The organism is Cryobacterium algoricola (assembly GCF_004402485.1).
In the GTDB taxonomy this organism is placed as follows: Bacteria; Actinomycetota; Actinomycetes; order Actinomycetales; family Microbacteriaceae; genus Cryobacterium; species Cryobacterium algoricola.
Genome location: NZ_SOFG01000011.1, coordinates 989,990 through 1,010,144 on the forward strand (window position 1 = coordinate 989,990; position 20,155 = coordinate 1,010,144).

At 68.4% G+C, this 20,155-nt stretch carries 20 protein-coding genes and 1 tRNA gene; 13 read left to right on the plus strand and 8 right to left on the minus strand.

The window, feature by feature from the left end; all coding sequences use genetic code 11:
* Positions 1-12: 12 nt before the first annotated feature.
* Entirely contained in the window at positions 13-762 is a 750-nt protein-coding gene (locus E3O44_RS11355) for an SDR family oxidoreductase (protein WP_134534806.1), read from the minus strand.
* A 73-nt stretch (positions 763-835) separates the two neighbouring features.
* Positions 836-1,015: a hypothetical protein gene (locus E3O44_RS11360; RefSeq protein ID WP_134534807.1), complete on the minus strand. Its 180-nt coding sequence runs from the start codon at positions 1,013-1,015 to the stop codon at positions 836-838.
* Between the two features lie 146 nt (positions 1,016-1,161).
* On the opposite strand from E3O44_RS11360, the gene E3O44_RS11365 reads away from it, so the two are divergent.
* The 3 genes from E3O44_RS11365 to E3O44_RS11375 all read left to right on the plus strand — a co-directional run bounded on the left by E3O44_RS11365 (position 1,162) and on the right by E3O44_RS11375 (position 4,844).
* Entirely contained in the window at positions 1,162-2,820 is a 1,659-nt protein-coding gene (locus E3O44_RS11365; protein WP_134534808.1) for a cation:proton antiporter, read from the plus strand.
* A gap of 102 nt (positions 2,821-2,922) precedes the next feature.
* Positions 2,923-4,317 (plus strand): hypothetical protein, encoded by a 1,395-nt coding sequence (locus E3O44_RS11370; RefSeq protein WP_166792621.1) that lies wholly within the window; start codon positions 2,923-2,925, stop codon positions 4,315-4,317.
* Between the two features lie 98 nt (positions 4,318-4,415).
* The gene (locus E3O44_RS11375) at positions 4,416-4,844 is read left to right on the plus strand and encodes a hypothetical protein (protein ID WP_166792622.1); all 429 of its coding nucleotides are present in this window, start codon (positions 4,416-4,418) and stop codon (positions 4,842-4,844) included.
* Between the two features lie 34 nt (positions 4,845-4,878).
* Here E3O44_RS11375 and E3O44_RS11380 read toward each other — a convergent pair whose 3' ends face one another.
* On the minus strand, positions 4,879-5,403 hold the full coding sequence (locus tag E3O44_RS11380) for a GNAT family N-acetyltransferase (protein ID WP_134534811.1): 525 nt from the start codon (positions 5,401-5,403) through the stop codon (positions 4,879-4,881).
* Between the two features lie 254 nt (positions 5,404-5,657).
* On the opposite strand from E3O44_RS11380, the gene edd reads away from it, so the two are divergent.
* On the plus strand, positions 5,658-8,153 hold the full coding sequence (edd, locus tag E3O44_RS11385) for a phosphogluconate dehydratase (protein WP_134534812.1): 2,496 nt from the start codon (positions 5,658-5,660) through the stop codon (positions 8,151-8,153).
* On the plus strand, positions 8,153-8,785 hold the full coding sequence (gene eda, locus E3O44_RS11390) for a bifunctional 4-hydroxy-2-oxoglutarate aldolase/2-dehydro-3-deoxy-phosphogluconate aldolase (protein ID WP_134534813.1): 633 nt from the start codon (positions 8,153-8,155) through the stop codon (positions 8,783-8,785). Before edd ends, eda begins: the two co-directional genes overlap by 1 nt.
* Positions 8,786-8,869: 84 nt before the next feature.
* On the opposite strand, the gene E3O44_RS11395 is transcribed toward eda, so the two are convergent.
* Positions 8,870-9,631 carry a hypothetical protein gene (locus E3O44_RS11395; RefSeq protein WP_134534814.1) on the minus strand — a complete coding sequence of 254 codons (762 nt, stop codon included), beginning with the start codon at positions 9,629-9,631 and terminating at the stop codon, positions 8,870-8,872.
* A gap of 170 nt (positions 9,632-9,801) precedes the next feature.
* Here E3O44_RS11395 and E3O44_RS11400 point away from each other — a divergent pair, with 170 nt between their 5' ends.
* Positions 9,802-10,266, plus strand: coding sequence for a DUF2510 domain-containing protein (locus E3O44_RS11400; RefSeq protein ID WP_134534815.1), 465 nt, complete (start codon positions 9,802-9,804; stop codon positions 10,264-10,266).
* A gap of 123 nt (positions 10,267-10,389) precedes the next feature.
* Here the strand turns inward: E3O44_RS11400 and E3O44_RS11405 are convergent.
* Positions 10,390-10,463, minus strand: a tRNA-Gly gene (locus E3O44_RS11405).
* A 72-nt stretch (positions 10,464-10,535) separates the two neighbouring features.
* Here E3O44_RS11405 and dcd point away from each other — a divergent pair.
* Together dcd and E3O44_RS11415 are read left to right on the plus strand one after the other, a co-directional pair.
* Positions 10,536-11,138 carry a dCTP deaminase gene (gene dcd / locus E3O44_RS11410; protein ID WP_134534816.1) on the plus strand — a complete coding sequence of 201 codons (603 nt, stop codon included), beginning with the start codon at positions 10,536-10,538 and terminating at the stop codon, positions 11,136-11,138.
* Positions 11,139-11,249: 111 nt separating this feature from the next.
* Complete coding sequence (locus E3O44_RS11415; protein WP_134534817.1) at positions 11,250-11,783, plus strand: hypothetical protein; 534 nt, start codon at positions 11,250-11,252, stop codon at positions 11,781-11,783.
* A gap of 7 nt (positions 11,784-11,790) precedes the next feature.
* Here the strand turns inward: E3O44_RS11415 and E3O44_RS11420 are convergent, their stop codons facing one another.
* The 3 genes from E3O44_RS11420 to E3O44_RS11430 all read right to left on the minus strand — a co-directional run bounded on the left by E3O44_RS11420 (position 11,791) and on the right by E3O44_RS11430 (position 14,502).
* The gene (locus tag E3O44_RS11420) at positions 11,791-12,237 is read right to left on the minus strand and encodes a hypothetical protein (protein ID WP_134534818.1); all 447 of its coding nucleotides are present in this window, start codon (positions 12,235-12,237) and stop codon (positions 11,791-11,793) included.
* Between the two features lie 68 nt (positions 12,238-12,305).
* Positions 12,306-13,106: an isocitrate lyase/PEP mutase family protein gene (locus tag E3O44_RS11425; protein WP_134534819.1), complete on the minus strand. Its 801-nt coding sequence runs from the start codon at positions 13,104-13,106 to the stop codon at positions 12,306-12,308.
* A gap of 76 nt (positions 13,107-13,182) precedes the next feature.
* Positions 13,183-14,502: an MFS transporter gene (locus E3O44_RS11430; RefSeq protein WP_134534820.1), complete on the minus strand. Its 1,320-nt coding sequence runs from the start codon at positions 14,500-14,502 to the stop codon at positions 13,183-13,185.
* A gap of 197 nt (positions 14,503-14,699) precedes the next feature.
* On the opposite strand from E3O44_RS11430, the gene dnaK reads away from it, so the two are divergent.
* Genes dnaK through E3O44_RS11455 form a run of 5 tightly spaced genes read left to right on the plus strand, consistent with a single transcriptional unit; the run spans position 14,700 to position 19,748 of the window.
* The gene (gene dnaK / locus E3O44_RS11435) at positions 14,700-16,568 is read left to right on the plus strand and encodes a molecular chaperone DnaK (protein ID WP_134534821.1); all 1,869 of its coding nucleotides are present in this window, start codon (positions 14,700-14,702) and stop codon (positions 16,566-16,568) included.
* Positions 16,568-17,173 (plus strand): nucleotide exchange factor GrpE, encoded by a 606-nt coding sequence (locus E3O44_RS11440; protein ID WP_134534822.1) that lies wholly within the window; start codon positions 16,568-16,570, stop codon positions 17,171-17,173. The genes dnaK and E3O44_RS11440 overlap by 1 nt, the downstream gene beginning before the upstream one ends.
* The gene (locus tag E3O44_RS11445; protein ID WP_134534823.1) at positions 17,166-18,173 is read left to right on the plus strand and encodes a DnaJ C-terminal domain-containing protein; all 1,008 of its coding nucleotides are present in this window, start codon (positions 17,166-17,168) and stop codon (positions 18,171-18,173) included. Before E3O44_RS11440 ends, E3O44_RS11445 begins: the two co-directional genes overlap by 8 nt.
* Positions 18,174-18,175: 2 nt before the next feature.
* Entirely contained in the window at positions 18,176-18,592 is a 417-nt protein-coding gene (locus E3O44_RS11450) for a heat shock protein transcriptional repressor HspR (RefSeq protein WP_134534824.1), read from the plus strand.
* The gene (locus E3O44_RS11455; RefSeq protein WP_420897918.1) at positions 18,579-19,748 is read left to right on the plus strand and encodes a class I SAM-dependent methyltransferase; all 1,170 of its coding nucleotides are present in this window, start codon (positions 18,579-18,581) and stop codon (positions 19,746-19,748) included. Before E3O44_RS11450 ends, E3O44_RS11455 begins: the two co-directional genes overlap by 14 nt.
* Positions 19,749-20,155: the final 407 nt, after the last annotated feature.

A 20,155-nucleotide genomic window follows, 5' to 3' on the forward strand; every position in this document is an offset into this window, starting at 1 on the left:
CGCCAACCGGGACTAGGTGGACCACTCAGCGGCCATCCACTCGGCGAATGTCATGGGGCCCTCGGCCGCGTCCGCGGTACCGCGCAGCACCCCGGAACGCATCCCGCGCCAGTACGCGCCGGGCAGGGACACCCCGAGTGCTGGCAGCCGTCGCCCCTCGGCCCGGATGACGGCGCGCACCATGTCGAGGAGGGTCTCATCGCGCGGACCGCGCAGGTCGCGGTGACGCCCGCGCCCGGTGCCCTCGGCGATCGAGACGAGCGCAGCGGCCACGTCGACGGCCGCGACCGGACGCAGCAGCCCGGCGGGGACCAGCGCGATCGGGCCGAACGACGCACGATCGAGCACCTGCCGCGCGAACTCGTGGAACTGGGTGGCCCGCAGGATGCTGAACGGCACCGGCCCGGCGGTGACGAGCCGCTCCTGCTCGACCTTCCCGGCGTAGTATCCGAGCGGCAGGTAGTCGATTCCGACGATCGACAGCGCCACGTGGTGTCCCACCGACTGGCGCACTTCGGCATCGAGCAGGTGCCGGGTCGCCGCGCCGAAGAAATCGACGGATGCCGCGGCCGAGGTGCTCGCCACGCTCGTGACGTCGATCACGGCATCCGCTCCCGTGAGCGCCGCGTCGAGTCCGACGCCCGTGCTGACGTCCTGCCCGGTCGACCGGGACAGCGGGACGACGTCGTGACCCCGGCGCTCGGCGGCAACGACGACGTGCCTTCCGACGGTGCCGGTCGCGCCGGCGACAGCAATCCTCATGATGCGACCTCCTCGCTGGGAATGCTAGCGCCCTCGAGCTGCGCTCCGCAGGCACCGCCGAGGCCGGGCGTGGTCAGGAAGGGAGGGTGCCCCGGGGCATGACGACGATCAGGAAAGTCGCGATCGGTCCCAGGAGGAGGGACAACAGCCACCAGATCAGCCGGCCGCGCCCCTTCGACTCCGCCAACCCCGCGTTCACGAGGGTCAATGCGAACCACCATCCGCCGAACGTTGCCTGATTTCCGATGTCCATGGCCTCATGATCGCAGACGTGCGGCCCAGGCGTCGTCCGGCATCCTTCCGATCGGTTCACGGCAACCGTCGACAGGAGAGCTCACGGGCTCGTGACCGGCCGCCCATGGGCAAGACTGGGACCACGGCTTCCGGAAGGCAGGCACCATGGACGTACAGCTGCTCCTCGTGATGACCGGCGCCCTCTTCATCGCGGCCTTCGCACACCGCCGGGGAGCGCAGGCCGGCATCATCACGGTCACGCTCGCCGCCGCGCTCTCGTTCCTGCCCGGACTCCCGCGGCTGCAGCTCGACCCGCACCTGATCCTCGGGGTCGTGGTGCCGCCGCTGCTGTACTCCGCCACCCTGAACTTCTCGCTCTTCGCGTTCCTCAAGAACCTCCGCAGCATCCTCGGCCTCGGCGTGGGGCTCGTCGTCTTCACGACCGTCGTCGTCGGATTCCTCACCTCGTGGCTCGCGCCGGAACTCGGCCTGGCCGGTGCGCTCGTCCTCGCCGCCGTGGTCGCCCCACCGGACTCCGTCACGACCGTGAGCCACGGACGCGAGCTCGGCCTCCCCCGTCGCACGGTCTCGATCCTCACCGGGGAGAGCCTGGTCAACGATGCGGCGGCGCTCACCCTGTTCGCCGTCGCGGTCGCAGCGGTCACCGGCGACGCCGGCTTCATCGAGAACCCGTTCCTCTTGTTCGGCTGGGAGGCCGTGATCGGGCTCCTCCTCGGGGTGATTCTCGGCCGGCTCATGTCGGCGGTGCGGGCGAAGGTGGGGAACCCCACCATCGAGAGCGGCCTCAACCTGCTCGTGCCGTTCCTGGCGTATTTCGCCGCCGAAAGCCTGCACGCCTCCGGCATCATCGCGGTCGTCGCCGCCGGCTTCACCGTGAGCCTGGCCAACTACCGCACGGTGCCCGCGGGCACTCCCTCCACGGCGTTCCGCACCCGGCTGCAGGAGGCCGCGCTCTGGCCCGTGGTGGACCTGCTCCTGGAGGCGTTCGTCTTCGCGTACATGGGATTGCAGTTCCGGTTCGTTCTGGAAGACCTGGCCGAGTCGAGCACCCCGACCGGATCGACGATCGGCCTCGCGCTGATCGTGCTCCTGGCCGTGGTGCTCTGCCGCTTCGCGTGGGTGTACTTCAGCTACGGTCGGTCGCAACTGGCCCTCCTCGTGTACGCCAAACGCCTCGCCCGCTCGCTCGAACCGGCGGCGATGGTCCGCCGACGTGACCGGCGTGATCGGCGCGGGCCGTCCGGTGGCCGGGGCGGTCGCGGCGGGCCCTCCGGCGGTCGGGGTAGGCCGGGCGAGTCTGCTGGTCGCCGCCAGGGCGGCCGCGACCTCGCCCACATCGAGACCCTCACGCCGCCGGAGAACCTGCTCGTCTCCTGGACCGGGATGCGCGGCATCATCACCCTCGCCGCGGCCGGCGGTATCCCCCTCACGATCGCGTCGGGGGCACCTTTTCCCGGCCGCACCCTCATCCAGACGGTCGCGTTCATCGTCGCGGTCGGCACCCTGCTGCTGCAGGGGGCGACGCTGCCGCTGCTCGCCCGGATGCTGCGCATCGACACGAGCGCGGAAGACGCCGAGATCGAGGAGGGCCGGGCCAGGGCCCGCGCCGTCGCGGACGCCGCCGGGGCCGCATCAGACGATGCGACCGCTCCGGTCGACGAGTACGCGGGCGCCAGCTTCGACCGCCAGCGCAATGCCCTGACCCGGGCGGTGCGGGAACGCGCGATCGACCCCGCGAGCGCGACGGACATCATCCGTGAGATCGATGCCCGGCAGGAAGCGGCGACACCGCCCCTCGACTGACCGTGAACCGAGCGGCGTGCGGGCAAAGCTGCTAAACAGGGGTGCGCTCGCACACTCCGAGCGCACGGGGGGCGTCGCATGGTTCAGGGTTCTCGAGAGCGGATGCCGTCGGGCACGCGCTCCTTTCGCGGTGCGTCCGTCTCCGGCCGGCGCGCGCTCGCAGCCATCGTCCTGTGCCTCCTGGCGACGGGCGCCCTCACCGCCTGCTCGCCTCAGGGGAACGCCGCGAACAAGTGGATGCGCGACCACCCCATCGTCCAGTCGTCCTCGATGCACCTGGATGGGTGCGAGGCGATGTGCGACCCCAGCGTCAGCGCGAAGATCAAGGACTCCGCCACCGACGACCAGGTGCGCCAGCTCGCGCGGGACTCCGCGCAGTACCTCGCCGGGAAGAACGCCCTCAGCATCTCGCTGGAATATCACAGCGTGACACTGTTCGTCGAGGAGGACGCGACGACAACGTCTGCCCTGGCTGACATCCTGATCGCCATCACCCACGACCCCGCTGTCACCGACGGGATGGTCGATACCCGGGGCCTCGATCTCGTCACGACGAAGGCTCAGCTGTTGCCCGTGTACACCGCTTACAGCGCGGGGAGCCCGGCCCCCGTCAGCGTCCGAACCTCGTGGGGCGGGGACGGATTCTCCCTCTCGAATGAGGCTCCGCAGCTCGCCGCGGACGGCGGGGCGCCGACCTGCCTCGCCAACGCGAACCTCCTCGCCGTGGTGGGAGATCTCATCGCCGACCCGGAGGTCACGTCCCTGGACGCGTCGATGTGTTCGGACACGAACGTCGGGACGATTGACATCGCGGCCGTGACGCGTGTCGCAGTCGTCCTCCAGCCCCTCGCGGCCGACCCGTTGCTGGCTGCCAACACCTTCACCGTCTCCGTCGACGGCGACCTGGCCTCCGATTCCCTCCGTACGGTGACGGCGGCCAGCGCCGGCTACGGTCCGTTCCTCGACTTCCTGGGGGCACTCCCGGGCGTGACGACCTACCGGACCACTGCCGACGGCACGATCGCCGTCTCGCCGGTGGCCGCCGGCCAGTGCGCGGCCGTCACGACGGCGATCGACGCCGAGCCGCGCCCGGCGGGGGTCAGTAAGGTGGCCGTCAGCTGCGGTTCGTACGGGGTCTACGTGAACGGCGACGGGACCGTTCCGGCCCAGCTCGGCCTGGTCGCCGCGCTCGCCGCGCTCGGGGCCGGAGACGCGGCGGTCCCGGTGTACGTCTCGCCGACCCGGTTGTCGCTCACGCCGCACCAGTACACCCCGGTGCTGGGGCGCCAGATCGTCGACGCCGTCATCGCGAGCGGACTGTGGAAGACCCGGCCCACCGAAATCGCCGTCTTCGACCGTCCGACCGTTTTCACCGTCGAATGGGAAGCCGGAGGAGAAGCGTCGCGGGCAACCCGTTCCGATGCCACCGACCCGACGAAGAAGCTCCTCGCCGACCTCGACGCGCAGTGGACCGCCCAGCGCCTCGCGCAGTCGTAGCACCTGTGTAGACCCCTACCATCGCGCTTCACCACCGGAGGAGAACGGCCGTGTTAGTACCCCAGAGAAACAGGGAAACGAGTTCGACGACCGGCGGGATGAACCTGTTGGTCGCGTGGGTGCTGTTCAGCGTTGCGCCGCTCTTCCTGTTGGGGGGTGCCCTGTTCGTCGTCCAGGGGAATCTGCTCATGGGACTGGTGATCGCGGCCGTTGCCTATTTGCCCGTCAGCTTCGGTCGCACTCACTTCCGGGCCGGGCGTCTCGAACGGGCCGCGTATCGCACCTACCTCAGTGAGCACCCCACGGAACCGGGGACACGTCGGCCGCGCCGGGACCCGCGGGAAGCCGAGGCGATCAGTGCTGAGGAGGCCCGGATCAGGGGCGAGGAGTGGGACAGGGAGGTGCAGACCACCTTCATCGATGAGGCCGAGAGTGCTGGGGACCTCTCTGCGGTGTTGCTGCTCCGGAGCGAAACGCCCGCCGAATCCGTCCGGCGCCTCGACATCACACGTCCGAGCGACCTCTGACGGCCTCCGCGGATTCCCACCGTAGCGGTGTGGGTCACGCCCGCTGCGCGGTGAGCTGCTTGACCATTTCGAGCTCCCGCGTCGTCGGGTCGAGGTCGTATGGCGCGGTCACTCCGGTTGCCGCGAAGCCGCGGTGCTCGTACGCGGCACGGGCACGGTCATTGTGCTCGTGCACGTGCAATGTGAGCCGACCCGATTCCGTGAGCGCCCAGCCCTCGATCCGCGACAGCAGGGCATCCGTCACTCCCGCCGCCCCGCCGCGGTAGTCCGGCGCGACGTAGACGCCGACGAGCAGCGGGCCGGTGGCCTCGTCGGGAATGTAGCCGGCCATCGTGCCGATCCAGCGGCCGGACGGCGCGATCGCCACGACCACGATGGAATGCTCGGTGGTGCCGCGCGCACCGCGCATGGTCCATTCGGCCTCGTCGTGCGCGAGCGCGACGTCGAAGGTCTCCCCGAAGGCGAGGGGCGTGTCGCGGAGCATTTCCAGGCGAAGTTCCCGGATCTCGCGCCAGTCTGCTGCCGTCGTACTGCGAATCGTGAAGCCCTCGGTCATCATCCACGCACGATAGCAGGGAAGCGCGCCGGGCCACGGGGAGGCGCCGCGCTCGCCGCGTTCGTGCCGCGTGCGTGCCGCACACGCGTCGACTTGACGACTCTCTCCCGGAGTGCCACACTCGCAATATCTGATTAATCAGATTAATCTGATTAATGAAATTCAGCGTCAACCTCGCTGTGCCCGCAGTCAGCGGAGCGCGGTGACCTGGGCCTGACAATGAGGTCGCGCCGACGCGTCCTCGCGAGAGGACGACGATGTACTCATCCACACCAGCCGGACTGACGGACGCCACCCCACCAGCCCGCGTCAGCAGCGACCCGCACACCCCTGTCGGCGTGCCCGACCGGCACCCGGTCCTGGTCGTGATGGGGGTCTCCGGCTCGGGCAAGTCGACCGTAGCCGCTCTCCTCGCCGGCCAGCTCGGGTGGGACTTCGTCGAGGGCGACGATCTGCACCCCGCGGCGAACGTGGCCAAGATGGCGTCGGGCAGTCCACTCACCGACGAGGACCGCTGGCCCTGGCTCGACACCGTGTCGTCGTGGATCGTCGGGCACACCACGGCAGACCGTCCCGGCATCGTCACCTGCTCGGCGCTGAAGAAGAAGTATCGGGACGTGCTGCGCGAGCAGAACGTGATCTTCGTGCACCTTGTCGGCTCGAAGGAACTGCTCGGCGCACGGATGTCCGCCCGACTCGACCACTACATGCCGGCCAGTCTTCTCGATTCGCAGCTGGACACCCTGGAGCCGTTGGATTCCGACGAGCGGGGCATCCTGATCGACGCGGCGAGGCCGCCGGCCGAGGAGGCCGCCAGGATCGTCACGATGCTCGGCCTGCGACCGGCCGCCGGCTCGTCCGCACTCGGTGCGGCCACACCGGGGCCTTCCACCGCTCAGCTGCCGGTCACCACCGCGGTGATCCATCCGGTCGTCGAAGCGGTCACGCGCCGCATCATCGAACGCAGCGCAGGAACCCGGGCGCGGTACCTGGCCCGGATCGACGCCGCCGCGGAGCAGGGACCGACCCGCGGTCGCCTGGGCTGCGCCAACCTCGCTCACGGGTTCGCCGCCACCGGCCAGCAGGACAAGGCCGCGCTGCGCGCCTTCGTGAAACCGAACATCGGGATCGTGTCCTCCTACAACGACGTGCTCTCCGCCCACCAGCCGTTCGCGGCCTACCCGGCGATCCTCAAAGACGCCGTCCGGAAGGCCGGAGGCATCGCACAGGTCGCGGGCGGCGTGCCCGCCATGTGCGACGGCATCACCCAGGGCAGGGACGGCATGCAGCTGTCGCTGTTCAGCCGGGATCTGATTGCCATGGCGACCGGTGTCGCGCTGGCCCACGACCTGTTCGACGGCGCGCTTCTCCTCGGCGTCTGCGACAAGATCGTGCCCGGCCTGGTCATCGGCGCCCTGGCCTTCGGTCACCTCCCGGCCATCCTGGTGCCGACGGGCCCGATGAGCTCGGGGATCCCGAACAAGGAAAAGAGCCGCATCCGCGAGCTCTATGCCGAGGGACTGGCCGACCGGGAACAACTACTCGAGGCCGAGACGGCGTCGTACCACTCCGCCGGCACCTGCACCTTCTACGGAACGGCGAACTCCAACCAGATGCTGATGGAAGTCATGGGCCTGCATCTCCCCGGAGCGAGCTTCGTCAGCCCGGACTCTCCGCTGCGCGAGGCGCTCACCGCGGCGGCGGCCCGCCAGGTGGTCGCGCTGACCGAGCTGAAAGACCAGTACACCCCGATCGGACGCGTGGTCGACGAGAAGTCGATCGTGAATGGGGTCGTTGCCCTCCTGGCCACGGGAGGGTCGACCAATCACACGCTGCACCTCCCGGCCATCGCGGCCGCCGCGGGGATCCAGCTTACCTGGCAGGACTTCGCGGACCTGTCCGAGGTCGTTCCCCTGTTGGTCCGCATCTACCCGAACGGCCCCGCCGACATCAACCACTTCCACGCCGCCGGGGGCACGGCGTTCCTGATCGGCCAGCTGCTCGACGCGGGCCTGGCGCACCCCGACGTCCGCACCGTCGCCGGCGCAGGGCTCGACGCATACCGCCGGGAGCCGGTGCTCGACGGAACCACCCTGAGCTACCGGCCCGGGCCCGCCGTGAGTCTCGACACGGACGTGCTGCGGCCCGCCTCGGCGCCCTTCGCACCGAATGGCGGGCTCCGGATGCTGAACGGCAACCTCGGCAGCGCCGTCATCAAGGTCGCGGCGGTGGCGACCGAACACCACGTCATCGAGGCGCCCGCTGTGGTGTTCGACGACCAGCACGTGTTCCTCGCGGCGTTCGAGGCCGGTGAGCTCGACCGTGATCTCGTGGCCGTGATTCGCTACCAGGGTCCGTCCGCGAACGGGATGCCCGAGCTGCACAAGCTCACCCCTGCCCTCGGCATCCTCCAGGATCGCGGCTATCAGGTCGCGCTCGTCACCGACGGGCGGATGTCCGGAGCCTCCGGGAAGATCCCGGCCGCCATCCACCTCACCCCCGAAGCGGCAGCGGGCGGCCCGATCGGCCGCATTCGCGACGGCGACATCCTTCGCCTCGACGCGACGGCGGGCACTCTCGACGTCCTCGTCGGCGACGACGTCTTCGCCGCCCGAGAGGTCACCGGTGCCGCGCTCGACGACGCCAGCTGGTCCGGCACCGGCCGGGAACTGTTCTCGGTCTTCCGCCGGCACGTCGGCCCGGCCGACCGCGGCGCCAGCGTCATCACCAACACCCACGAAGGAGCCCTCTGATGTCTACCCTGAACGCCGCTCAATTGCTCGATCTTGCTCCCGTGATTCCCGTCGTCGTTATCGACGATGCGGATCGCGCGGTGGAACTGGCCCGGGCCCTCGTCGCGGGTGGCCTGCCGGTCATCGAGGTGACGCTGCGCACCCCCGCCGCACTGCGTGCGATCAGCGCGATCGCCGAGCAGGTGCCCGGAGCCGTCATCGGCGCCGGAACCGTGAACAACCCGGTGCTCGTGCGCCGGGCCACCGAGGCCGGCGCCCAGTTCCTGATCTCGCCCGGGTCGACCGATGCCCTGCTCGACGCGATGGACGCATCCGGTCTGCCCTACCTGCCGGGAGCGGCGACCGCGTCGGAGGTCCTGCGGTTGATCGAGCGGGGACATCCGCAGATGAAGTTCTTCCCCGCCGAGGCGTCCGGCGGCCACGCCGTGCTGCGCTCGCTCGCGTCGCCCCTGCCCGAGGCTCGGTTCTGCCCGACGGGCGGGATCACCCTCGCGAGCGCGCCGGTCTACCTCGCGCTGCCCAACGTGGGATGCATCGGCGGCACCTGGATCACTCCGCTGGATGCCATTGAGCTCGGCGACTGGACGCGCATCGAAGGGCTGGCCCGACAGGCCGCCGGCCTGCGGCCCTGAGGCGACGGCCGCGGTGCGGGCCCCCAGCCCGCGGGCCTGGCCAGGTCTGGACCAGGCCAGGCCTAGCCCAGGCCGGGGTCAGATTTAGCTCAGGCCGGCTATGCGGTTCAGGGCGGCACGCATGATGAGCTCGGCGGGGTCGCCCAGGACCTCGTGGTTGAGGTAGAACGCCTCGAACCAGGCGCGCACCTCCTCCTCGGGGAGCCCGACCGCGACCCAGTCGACGCCGGCGACCGCCTCGGACGCCGGTTCCCCCGTGGCCGCATCGAGCCACGCCCGCACGATCGGTGTCTCGGGGTCCGCGTCTTCCGGGTTCCAGGTGAGGAGCAGGCTGTGTGCCTCATCGTCCGCGTGCAGATGGTCGGTGCGCCCGGAGCCCAGCCACGGCAGCATCATCTGCTCGCCGGGAATGGCCACGTCCACGATCTCCAGGGGAATCACCCCGTAGTCGCGGGCGTAGACCCGAAGCCCCTCGTGGTGCCAGTCGGCGGCTTCCTCGGCGTCCTCCGCGAGATCCTCGAGCAGAGGAAGGGTGTGCTTCACGAGCGCCAGGGCCCACGCCACGAGTTCCTTCGTCTCCCGCTTCGGCCACGGGCTGCGATCGCTCTCTTCCCCGTCGGCGGCATGGAAATGATGCTCGACACCGTCGGGTGTCGTTTCCAGGTGCAGCTCTCCGCCCTCGAACCCGATGGAGAACACGGCCACTTCTTCTTCGTCGGCCTCGCCCTCACCGTCGACGAACCAGTCGGCGTTCAGCACGGGGTTCCGGAACTGGGTCGGCAGCGGCGGAGCCTCCAGCGGCAGGTCGCCCAGGTCCAGCACCGCCCGGAAGACAGTGTCCGGCATTCGCAAAGTTGGGTCAGTCACAGGTACTCCTCGGTTCGGGTCGAGAATACCGGACGCAACGGATGTGCGGGTCCGGCGCTGGCCGCCGGATTGTGCGGATCGCCGCATATCGTATGCTCAGGGTCGGGGGTAGCCAACGGCCTGCGTGCCGACGACTAAGGGGAAGTCAGATGGCCCATGTTCCGGTCTCGCAGCCGACACCTGAGGATCCCGGCTGGTACCCGGTCGAGGTGCCTTCTGGCGCGTCAACAGGCAAGGTCGCTTACTGGGATGGCGCGGCGTGGACCACGATCCGTCGCGGTGACAGTGCAGGCACCCAGCCGCGTGAGTGGTTTGGCATCTGCGGCTTCCTCGTGCTCCTTGCGGGTATCGCCGCCGTGCTCCTGTCACCCGTCGTATTTCTCACGACCAAGGCCGGGTGGGTCGGTTCCGGAGCATCGACGACCGCCTCCCTTGGGGGAATCGTGTGCGTCGTCGGCGTTGTTCTCGCAGGTATCGGAATCGATCGAGCCGCCCGCAGGAAACACCGCGCACCTCAGGCACGAGCCACAATGGTGCTGGCGGTAGGTTTTGCGGTCTTCATGATCTCCGTTGTCCTACTCGGGATCGCCATTGTGACGGGTATGAAGGACTAGTCGCAGCGCCCCCAGCCGCTGGACTGTGCTGACGGATGCGGTGAGTCGCGAGATTCTCCGGCGTAGCGCATCCGCCTGGACCGCACAGCGCTCGACAACAAACGGTGACGGTTCGACCTTGAGTGGAGCGGATGACGGGAATCGAACCCGCGCTATCAGCTTGGGAAGCTGAAGTTCTACCATTGAACTACATCCGCGCGTCCGGCAGCGGGCAGAGCCTGCACCGGAACCGTGCCAGCATATCAAGTCCTCGCCGTTAGGCTGGACCCGTGCTGCTCTCCGATCGTGATATCAAGGCCGAAATCAACGCGGGACGAATCGGGCTCGAGCCCTACGCTCCGGAGATGATCCAGCCTTCGAGCGTCGACGTGCGCATCGATCGCTACTTCCGGTTGTTCGACAACCACAAGTACCCCTATATCGACCCGGCCGAGGATCAGCCCGAGCTCACCCGGCTGATCGAGATCCCGCACGACGAACCGTTCATCCTGCACCCCGGCGAATTCGTGCTCGGCTCCACCTATGAGAAGGTCAGCCTCGCCGACACGATCGCCGCCCGCCTCGAGGGCAAGAGCTCGCTCGGTCGCCTCGGCCTCCTCACCCACTCGACGGCCGGATTCATCGACCCGGGCTTCACCGGCCACGTGACCCTCGAGCTCAGCAACGTCGCCACCCTGCCGATCAAGCTCTGGCCCGGCATGAAGATCGGCCAGCTCTGCTTCTTCCAGCTGAGTTCCGCCGCCGAGCGCCCGTACGGCTCGAGCCAGTACAGCTCCCGCTACCAGGGCCAGCGCGGGCCGACGGCGTCGCGCTCGTTCCAGAACTTCCACCGCACGGATGTCTCCGTCGAGCCGACCGCGGGCGTCGAGTAGCCGCACCCCCCCCGCTCTGCCCTCGTCAGCCGGCGCGCCGGAAAAGGGCTGACCGGTGCGCACGAGGCCGGGTTCACACGGGCGCAACATGCGGCCGGTAAAATCGGGAGCATGACGACGACATCCGTACCCGGTTTTGCCGAGACGCTCATCGCGCCCGGCCCGACGCCCGAATATCCGGGGCGGATGCGTCGTTTCGGCCAACTCGTCGGCAGCTGGGCGGCGAAGGGGTCACGCCTGGACGAGTCCACCGGTGACTGGCACGAGCGCGAGTTCACCTGGATCGTCGAATTCGTGCTCGACGGGCGCGCGGTGCAAGACGTCGAGGTCGTCGACGTTCCCGTGAGCGACACGCATCCCGACGGCCGGGAAACCGTGGCCATGGCCGTGCGCGTCTACGACCCCCACGCCGGCGCCTGGCGGGTCAGCTACTTCGCCCCCGCGATCGGCGAGTACTGCCACCTCGTGGCGACCCCGCACCGCAACGGGCTGCGCCAGGACGGCACCGGCACCGACGGCCGTCCGATCCGCTGGAACTTCGTCTCCATCACCGCGGACGCATACTCCTGGGAGGGTTGGGTCTCCAACGACGAGGGCGCTACCTGGGTGCTCGTCGAGCACAACGAGGCCACCCGCATCCGCTGACCGGCAGCTAGCGCGCCACGCGCTCCCTGGCCGGCGCCAGGTCGCGGACCACGCCGGGCGCGAGGCCCAGCAGGGCAAAGACGGCGATCAGTTCCATTACACCGAGGCTGAAGTAGATCGTCTGCAGGTCCGAGTACTGCCTGATCAGCGCGATCTCCACAAAGATCCAGATCATCATGCCGAAGCCGGCGACGACGGTCGCGATCAGCGCCCAGTCGCTGCGGCGCAGCAGGCCGACCGCCGCGAGGAGCTGGGTGCCGCCGGCGACAACGCCGAGGATGAGCCCCGGAACGAAGTACGACGAGAACGGCGTGCCGTCAAGATAGGCCAGCGGCAGACCGCCGCCGTTGAACCCCGAGCAGAGCACCATGCCGGCGACGGCCGATACCGCTCCGAACAGGAGCAGACCGATCAGGATGCCGCGGACCAGCGCGGCGGAAACGTTGAGTTTCATCTCGGGAACCTCTCACTTTCTCCCGAGCATATTCCCCAAATCGCCGCCCTGCTGGCCCATGCGCCCCGCTAGAGCGAGAAGGGAAAGCCCAGATCGTCCGGGTAATCCCCAAGGGAGGTGAGCTGCGTCGCCGAGCGCTGCAGCGCGGCGAGCGTGAGTCCGAGCGTGCCGGGCCCGAAGCTCACCCGGGAGACGCCGAGTTCGGCGAGCCTGGCCAGGGGAACGGCACCCGGGTGCCCGATCACCGACACTCGACCGTTGACCTCGTCGAGGGCCCGCTTGACCTTGTCCTCGTCGCCGAGTCCGAGGAAGAAGATGACGTCGGCACCGGCGTCGAGGTAGGCGTTGGCGCGCGCGACGGCCTCGCTCCACTCGCCGCCGCCGGCGAGAGTGTCCACCCGGGCGTTGATCACGAGCGGCACGCCCGCGGCGTCCGCCCCGGTTCGTGCGGCGGACACCCGGGCGGCCGCGGTTGCGATGTCGTACTGCGGCGCCTTCGCCGCGCCGATCGAGTCCTCGAGGTTGATGCCCGAGGCGCCGGCCTCCTCGACGAGGCGACGGACGTTACGGGCGACGCCGGCGGCATCCGCTGCGTAGCCCTTCTCGAAGTCGACCGACACCGGCAGGTCGACCGCACCGATGATGATGCGGGCGGCGGCGATCGCCTCGTCGACGGTGAGCCCGCCGCCGTCTTCAAGGCCGCGCACGTTGGACACCGAATGCGACGCCGTCGCGAGGGCCTTCACGCCGGGCGCCTCCGACACGATCTTCGCGGTGATGGCGTCCCAGACGTTCGTGACGATGAGCGGCGTGCCAGGAACGTGGAGCGCGTTGAGAAGTTCGGCCTTCTGGATCTGCTGAGTTGTCATGCCCCCAGCCTGACAAAGAACCCGACCGAGGCCGAGATCACAGCGGATGTCCAGACGATGGACAGGGACCGCCCAGCTACGCGAGCGGGTGCTGCCTGGACTTCACCGGGATCAGCAGCAGCAGCCCGACCAGGAGCACGAGCGCGATGCCGAGGATGCCCCAGACCTGGCTGCCGGACAGGCTGACGAACAGGGCGAAGAGCGTCGGCGCGAGGAAGGTCGCCGCCTTCCCGGTCGTCGCGTAGAGACCGAAGATCTCGCCCTCGCGCCCGGCCGGGATGCTGCGCGCCAGGAAGCTGCGGCTCGCGGACTGGGCCGGCCCGACGAACACGCACATCAGCAGGCCGAAGATCCAGAACATCGTCGCGCCGCCGGTGGCGAAGAAGAAGACGGCGAGGCCGGCGACGATCGTGCCGGACAGGGCGACCACCATCACGTTCTTGGCCCCGAGTCGGTCGTCGAGGCGGCCGACCAGCACCGTGGAGATGCCCGCGATGATGTTCGCGACGATCGCGAAGATGATCACGTCGCCGCTCGAGAAGCCGAAGGTGCCGGCCGCGAGGATGCCGCCGAACTGGAACACCCCGGTCAGGCCGTCGCGGAAGACCGCGCTCGCGATCAGGAACAGTGCCATCTGGCGGTCATTGCGCCAGAGGGCGGCCACGTCGCGCCCGAGCAGGACATAGGAGCGGAAGAAACCGACCCGCTCGCGCTGGGTGGCGGCGGGGGCTGTGTACTCCTTGACCCGGAAGAGCAGCGGCAGGGCGAACAGTCCGAACCAGGCGGCCGCGATGAGCATCGACACCCGCACCGACAGCCCGTTGGCGTCCGTGACACCGAAGAGCCCGACGTCGGGGTGGATGAAGCCGAAGTAAAGGATGAGCAGCAGCACGATGCCGCCGAAGTAGCCCATCGACCACCCGAAGCCGCTGACCCTGCCGATCGTTCTCGGCGTGGAGACCTGGCCGAGCATCGCGTTGTAGTTGACGGTCGCGAATTCGTAGAACACGGTCCCGGCGGCGAGAAGGATCAGCCCGAGCAGCAGGAAGTCCGGAGAGGCCTGCACGAAGAACATCGCCGCCGTGAGGCCGACGACGATGAACGTGTTGACGCCGAGCCAGAGCTTGCGGCGACCGGAAGCGTCGGAGCGCTGCCCCGTGATCGGAGCGAGCAGGGCCACGAGCAGGCCGGCGATCGCGAGCGCCCAGCCGAGCTGGGCCGAGATGACGTCCTTGTCTCCGAACGACGACCCGGTGAGGTACACGGTGAAGACGAAGGTCGTGACGACGGCGTTGAACGCGGCCGAACCGCCGTCCCAGAGGCTCCAGGCGATCACGCCGCGCCCGGCCGAGGTGGGGTATTCTGCCGTGCCGCGGTGTTCCGCTGTCCCAGTCATGCGCTCAGAGTAGTGGTCGCCGGGGAACAGCGGGGAAATTACTCGGGAATCCAAAGTTGAGTCACTCCCACTCAACTTTCAGCTGGCTGGCTTGACTCCGATTTCAGGCGGTGCCACACTTGAGTCAATACCGCTCAACTCTTCGATGATCATACCGATCGTCCCGTTGAGCTCATACTTTGAAGGAGAACGCACACATGGCCCGTGCAGTAGGCATCGACCTCGGAACCACCAACTCGGTGGTGGCCGTCCTCGAGGGTGGAGAACCCACCGTTATCGCGAACGCCGAAGGCTTCCGCACCACCCCGTCCGTCGTCGCATTCACCAAGGACGGCGAGGTACTCGTCGGTGAGACCGCCAAGCGCCAGGCCGTCACCAACGTCGACCGCACCATTTCCTCGGTCAAGCGCCACATGGGCACCGACTGGACCGTCGGCATCGACGACAAGAAGTACACCCCGCAGGAGATCTCCGCCCGCATCCTCGCGAAGCTGAAGCGCGACGCCGAGCAGTACCTCGGCGACAAGGTGACGGATGCCGTCATCACCGTCCCCGCGTACTTCAACGACGCCGAGCGCCAGGCTACGAAGGAGGCCGGAGAGATCTCGGGCCTCAACGTGCTCCGCATCATCAACGAGCCGACCGCGGCCGCGCTCGCCTACGGCCTCGACAAGGGCAAGGAAGACGAGCTCATCCTGGTCTTCGACCTCGGCGGCGGAACGTTCGACGTTTCCCTCCTCGAGGTGGGCAAGGACGACGACTTCTCGACCATCCAGGTGCGTTCGACCGCCGGTGACAACCGCCTCGGCGGCGACGACTGGGACCAGCGCATCGTCGACTACCTGATCAAGAAGTTCAAGGAAACCACCGGCGTCGACGTCTCCAAGGACAAGATCGCCAAGCAGCGCCTCAAGGAAGCCGCGGAGCAGGCCAAGAAGGAACTCTCCAGCAGCATGTCCACCAGCATCCAGCTGCCGTACCTCTCCCTGACCGAGAACGGCCCGGCCAACCTCGACGAGACGCTGACCCGCGCCCAGTTCGAGAAGATGACCGAGGACCTCCTCGACCGCACCAAGAAGCCCTTCCAGGACGTCATCCGCGAAGCCGGCGTCAAGGTGGGCGACATCGCCCACGTCGTGCTCGTCGGTGGTTCGACGCGTATGCCCGCCGTCTACGAGCTCGTCAAGAGCGAGACCGGTGGCAAGGACCCGAACAAGGGTGTCAACCCGGACGAGGTCGTCGCCGTCGGCGCCGCACTCCAGGCCGGTGTGCTGAAGGGCGAGCGCAAGGACGTCCTGCTGATCGACGTCACCCCGCTGAGCCTCGGCATCGAGACCAAGGGCGGCATCATGACGCGCCTCATCGAGCGCAACACGGCCATCCCGACCAAGCGCAGCGAAACCTTCACCACGGCAGACGACAACCAGCCGTCCGTCGCGATCCAGGTCTTCCAGGGCGAGCGTGAGTTCACCCGCGACAACAAGAACCTCGGCACCTTCGAGCTGACCGGCATCGCGCCGGCCCCGCGCGGCATCCCGCAGGTCGAGGTCACCTTCGACCTCGACGCCAACGGCATCGTGCACGTGTCCGCCAAGGACAAGGGCACCGGCAAGGAGCAGTCCATGACCATCACGGGCGGTTCCTCGCTCGCGAAGGAAGACATCGAGCGCATGGTGCGCGAGGGCGAAGAGCACGCCGCAGAAGACAAGCGTCGCCGCGAAACCGCCGAGACCCGCAACACCGCTGAGCAGCTCGCGTACTCGATCGAGAAGCTCCTCAAGGAGAACGACGAGAAGCTCCCGGCCGAGGTCAAGACCGAGGTCCAGGCCGACGTCGATGCACTCAAGTCCGCGCTCGCCGGAGACGACGACGCGGCCGTGAAGACCGCGTACGACAAGCTCAACGAGAGCCAGGGCAAGATCGGCGAGGCCATCTACAAGTCGAGCCAGGCGGATGCCGCGACGCCCCCCACCGAGACCGGCGAACCGACCGCTGACGCGGGCAAGTCCGACGAAGACGTGGTTGACGCCGAGGTTGTCGACGACGAGGAAGAAACCAAGAAGTAATGGCCAAGGACAAGGGTCCGGTCAACGGGCCGTCCGACGAGGAATTGGAGCCGGTCGCCGCAGAGGAATCCGCGGCGGCCGAGGCCTCCGCTGACTCCGAGGCAGCGGCATCCGCTGAGGGCATCGAAGAAGACGAGTTGACGGTCCAGGACATCCTGGACGCCGCCACTCGCGAGGTCGCAGAGCCGACGAGCGAACATCTCGCCGACCTCAAGCGGGTCACCGCCGAGTATGCGAACTACCGCAAGCGCACCGAGGCGAACCGCGAGATCGAGCGTGAGCGCGTGACCGTGGACGTCGTCAAGGGCATGATCCCGGTGCTCGACGACCTGGACCGTGCTGAGAAGCACGGCGACCTCGTCGCAGACTCCGCATTCAGCACCATCGCAGCCAAACTGCGCACGAGCGTGGAGCGCCTCGGCGTGAAGCCGTTCGGCACGGTCGGCGAACCGTTCGATCCCACCGTGCACGAGGCCATCTTCCAGATGCCGACGCCCGATGTGACGGTCGACACGGTCGGCGAGGTGGTCGAGACCGGCTATTTCCTGGGCTCGACGCTGTTGCGTGTTGCCAAGGTCGTAGTCCAGGTACCGAGCGATGGCTAGCCAGGACTGGTTCGACAAAGACTTTTACAAGGTCCTCGGCGTCTCGAAAGATGTGACGCCGGCCGACCTCAAGAAGGCCTATCGCAAGCTCGCGCGTAAGTATCACCCGGACTCCAACCCGGGCAACCCTGCGGCGGAAGCGAAGTTCAAAGAAATCAGCGAGGCGCACTCGGTGATCGGCGACCCTGCACAGCGGAAGGAATACGACGCTGTGCGGGCCATGGGCGGTGGAGCACGCTTCACCGCCCCCGGTGGCGGGGGTTCCCAGCAGGGCGGCGGCTTCGACGACGTCTTCGGCGGCATGTTCGGTGGGGGTGCCCGGCAACAGGGCTACTCCTATCAGCAGCAGGGCGGGTTTGACGACCTGCTCGGCGGCATGTTCGGCCGGGGCGGCGGCGCAGGTGGCTTCGGAACGTCAACGGGAGGGTTCCGCGGTTATGGCGGACCGACCCGGGGTCGTGACGTGGTCGCATCGACGACCGTCGACTTCATCACTGCGACCCACGGCGACCAGATCACCCTGCAGACGCAGGATGGTCGGGCCATCAAGGTCCGGATTCCCGCCGGCGTCGCCGACGGGCAGAAGATCAAGCTGCGCGGCCAGGGGCAGCACAGCCCGGACGGCGGCGAGGCCGGCGACATCGTCCTCACCGTGACGGTGCGCAAGCACCCCGTGTTCGAGCGCGACGGCCTGAACCTCAGGCTGCACGTGCCCGTGACGTTCGTCGAGGCCGCCCTCGGCGCGACGATCGAAGTGCCGACCCTGGGCGGAGCGCCGGTCAAGCTGCGCATCGCCCCCGGCACGCCGAGCGGGCGGGTCCTGCGCGTCAAGGGACGCGGCGTCGTGACCCCGAAGGGCACCGGCGACTTGCTCGCCGAGGTCCAGGTGGCGGTGCCGTCGCACCTGTCCAAGGACGCCGAGGAGAAGCTCGCGGCCTTCGCCGCTGCTCTCCCCGACGAGAACCCTCGTGACGAGCTGCTGGCGAGAGCGAGAGACTGACGGTGGACGAAAACACCCGGGTGTTCGTCATCTCGACGGCCGCAGAGCTTGCGGGCATGCACCCGCAGACGCTGCGACAGTACGATCGCCTGGGCCTGGTGAGTCCGGACCGCACCCCGGGCCGGTCTCGCCGGTACTCGATGCGTGATGTGGTGAAACTGCGGGAGATCGCGGAGCTGGGTGCCGAAGGCGTGAGCCTCGAAGGCATCCGGCGGATCGTCGCGCTCGAGGACCACGTGCGCCGGCTCGAATCGCGCCTGCGCGAACTCGAGTCCGCACTCGCCGATGAACTGCTGAACCGTCCGGGCCGTCGCGTTTTCGCGGCCGGCCCGGCCGGTGAGGTCATCTCCATGCGCGCGGGTACCCGTACCCGCCGTGCCAACCAGGTCGTCATCTGGCGTCCGCTTGACGACCTCTGATCCCGTGGCGCCCGATCCCGCTGGGTTCGGCCCCGCCGCGTTCGACTTCGCCACGCTCCGGCGTTTCCCCGATGTCGAAGCCTCCAACCTCTTTGCGGTCGACGCGAGCGACCGGCTGATCCTCGACGAGGCGGCGGCGAGCTTTCCCGCCGAACGGCTCGTCGTTGTCGAGGACCGATACGGCGCCCTCACCCTCGGCGCCGCCGCACTCTTCGGGGCCACCGGCATCCGCGTGCACCAGGACGCGCTCTCGGGTGAGGCCGCCCTCGCCCGGAACGCCGGGGAGCTCGGTCTCACCGACCGGTACCGCTCGTTCCCGCTGGGCGAGGACCTCCTGTCCGGCGCGACGCTCGTTCTCCTTCAGCTGCCGCGCAGCCTCGCCGCCCTCGACGAGATCGCCGCCGCCATCGCCCGCTTCGCCGATCCGACGGTCGTGGTGGTCGCCGGCGGGCGTCTCAAGCACATGACCCCGGCCATGAACGAGGTCCTCGCGCGGCACTTCGAGAGGCTCCAGGTCTCCCCGGCCCGGCAGAAGTCCCGGGTGCTGCGTGCCACCGGCCCCCTCGGTGCCACGGAGCAGGTGAGCCCGGACTGGCCGCACGTCAGCAGGCACGACGACCTCGGGCTGACCGTGTGCGCCCACGGAGCCGCGTTCGCCGGAACGACGATCGACATCGGCACCCGCTACCTGCTGGGGTTCCTCGACCGCATGAAGCCGGGCGCCGTGCGCGCGATCGACCTCGGCTGCGGCACGGGGGTGCTCGCGGCCGCGCTCGCGCAGCGCCGACCCGGACTCACGATGATCGCGAGCGACCAGTCGGCCGCGGCCGTCGCATCCGCAAGGGCGACCATGATCGCCAACGGGGTCGCCGACCGGGTGACGGTCGTGCGCGATGACGCGCTCGGTTCCCAGGCGGATGCCTCGAGCGAGTTGATCCTGTTGAACCCGCCGTTCCACATCGGCTCCTCCGTACATGCCGGCATTGCGCTCAAGCTCTTCGCCGATGCCGCACGGGTGCTCCGCCCCGGCGGTGAGCTGTGGACGGTGTGGAACACGCACCTCGGCTACCGGCCGGCGCTCACGCGCCTGGTCGGCCAGACGCACCAGGTGGACCGGAACGCCAAATTCACGGTCACGGTTTCCGTGCGCCGGTAGGCGCCGGCCGCGTGAAACATGCCGGAAATGGCGGTGTGATCTATCCGACACGCCCGGGATGCGGCCGAGAGTTGCGGCCCCCGACGGTTCACCGTAAAGTCATCTAAGTCACCCCACAGGTGCGGAAAGCCGAAGCGCTTACCGGCCTCAAGCGGGACCACTTCCAATCCCGATCAACGCGTAAATTCGTTGGTTGAGATTGATGGCGTTTCACCAGATTCCCTTAGCGGGGGACCGAGCGAAACGACACGAAAGAAGAATAAGGAATTGCCTCGAAGCGACAGTCCGTAAGGGCCTGAAGTCGAGGTGTCCGATCCTTGAGAACTCAACAGCGTGCACAATGTCAAATGCCAAAAACCTCGTGGTTTGGATCCGTTTCTAGCGGTGAAGGATCAAGAGATTCCTTT

What these genes read in the sequence shown, in the direction of transcription:
- E3O44_RS11355 (WP_134534806.1), bottom strand. Translation starts at nt 762, where the DNA reads ATGAGGATTGCTGTCGCCGGCGCGACCGGCACCGTCGGAAGGCACGTC.
- E3O44_RS11360 (WP_134534807.1), bottom strand. Translation starts at nt 1,015, where the DNA reads ATGGACATCGGAAATCAGGCAACGTTCGGCGGATGGTGGTTCGCATTG.
- E3O44_RS11365 (WP_134534808.1), top strand. Translation starts at nt 1,162, where the DNA reads ATGGACGTACAGCTGCTCCTCGTGATGACCGGCGCCCTCTTCATCGCG.
- E3O44_RS11370 (WP_166792621.1), top strand. Translation starts at nt 2,923, where the DNA reads ATGCCGTCGGGCACGCGCTCCTTTCGCGGTGCGTCCGTCTCCGGCCGG.
- E3O44_RS11375 (WP_166792622.1), top strand. Translation starts at nt 4,416, where the DNA reads ATGAACCTGTTGGTCGCGTGGGTGCTGTTCAGCGTTGCGCCGCTCTTC.
- E3O44_RS11380 (WP_134534811.1), bottom strand. Translation starts at nt 5,403, where the DNA reads ATGATGACCGAGGGCTTCACGATTCGCAGTACGACGGCAGCAGACTGG.
- edd (WP_134534812.1), top strand. Translation starts at nt 5,658, where the DNA reads ATGTACTCATCCACACCAGCCGGACTGACGGACGCCACCCCACCAGCC.
- eda (WP_134534813.1), top strand. Translation starts at nt 8,153, where the DNA reads ATGTCTACCCTGAACGCCGCTCAATTGCTCGATCTTGCTCCCGTGATT.
- E3O44_RS11395 (WP_134534814.1), bottom strand. Translation starts at nt 9,631, where the DNA reads ATGCCGGACACTGTCTTCCGGGCGGTGCTGGACCTGGGCGACCTGCCG.
- E3O44_RS11400 (WP_134534815.1), top strand. Translation starts at nt 9,802, where the DNA reads ATGGCCCATGTTCCGGTCTCGCAGCCGACACCTGAGGATCCCGGCTGG.
- E3O44_RS11415 (WP_134534817.1), top strand. Translation starts at nt 11,250, where the DNA reads ATGACGACGACATCCGTACCCGGTTTTGCCGAGACGCTCATCGCGCCC.
- E3O44_RS11420 (WP_134534818.1), bottom strand. Translation starts at nt 12,237, where the DNA reads ATGAAACTCAACGTTTCCGCCGCGCTGGTCCGCGGCATCCTGATCGGT.
- E3O44_RS11425 (WP_134534819.1), bottom strand. Translation starts at nt 13,106, where the DNA reads ATGACAACTCAGCAGATCCAGAAGGCCGAACTTCTCAACGCGCTCCAC.
- E3O44_RS11430 (WP_134534820.1), bottom strand. Translation starts at nt 14,502, where the DNA reads ATGACTGGGACAGCGGAACACCGCGGCACGGCAGAATACCCCACCTCG.
- dnaK (WP_134534821.1), top strand. Translation starts at nt 14,700, where the DNA reads ATGGCCCGTGCAGTAGGCATCGACCTCGGAACCACCAACTCGGTGGTG.
- E3O44_RS11440 (WP_134534822.1), top strand. Translation starts at nt 16,568, where the DNA reads ATGGCCAAGGACAAGGGTCCGGTCAACGGGCCGTCCGACGAGGAATTG.
- E3O44_RS11445 (WP_134534823.1), top strand. Translation starts at nt 17,166, where the DNA reads ATGGCTAGCCAGGACTGGTTCGACAAAGACTTTTACAAGGTCCTCGGC.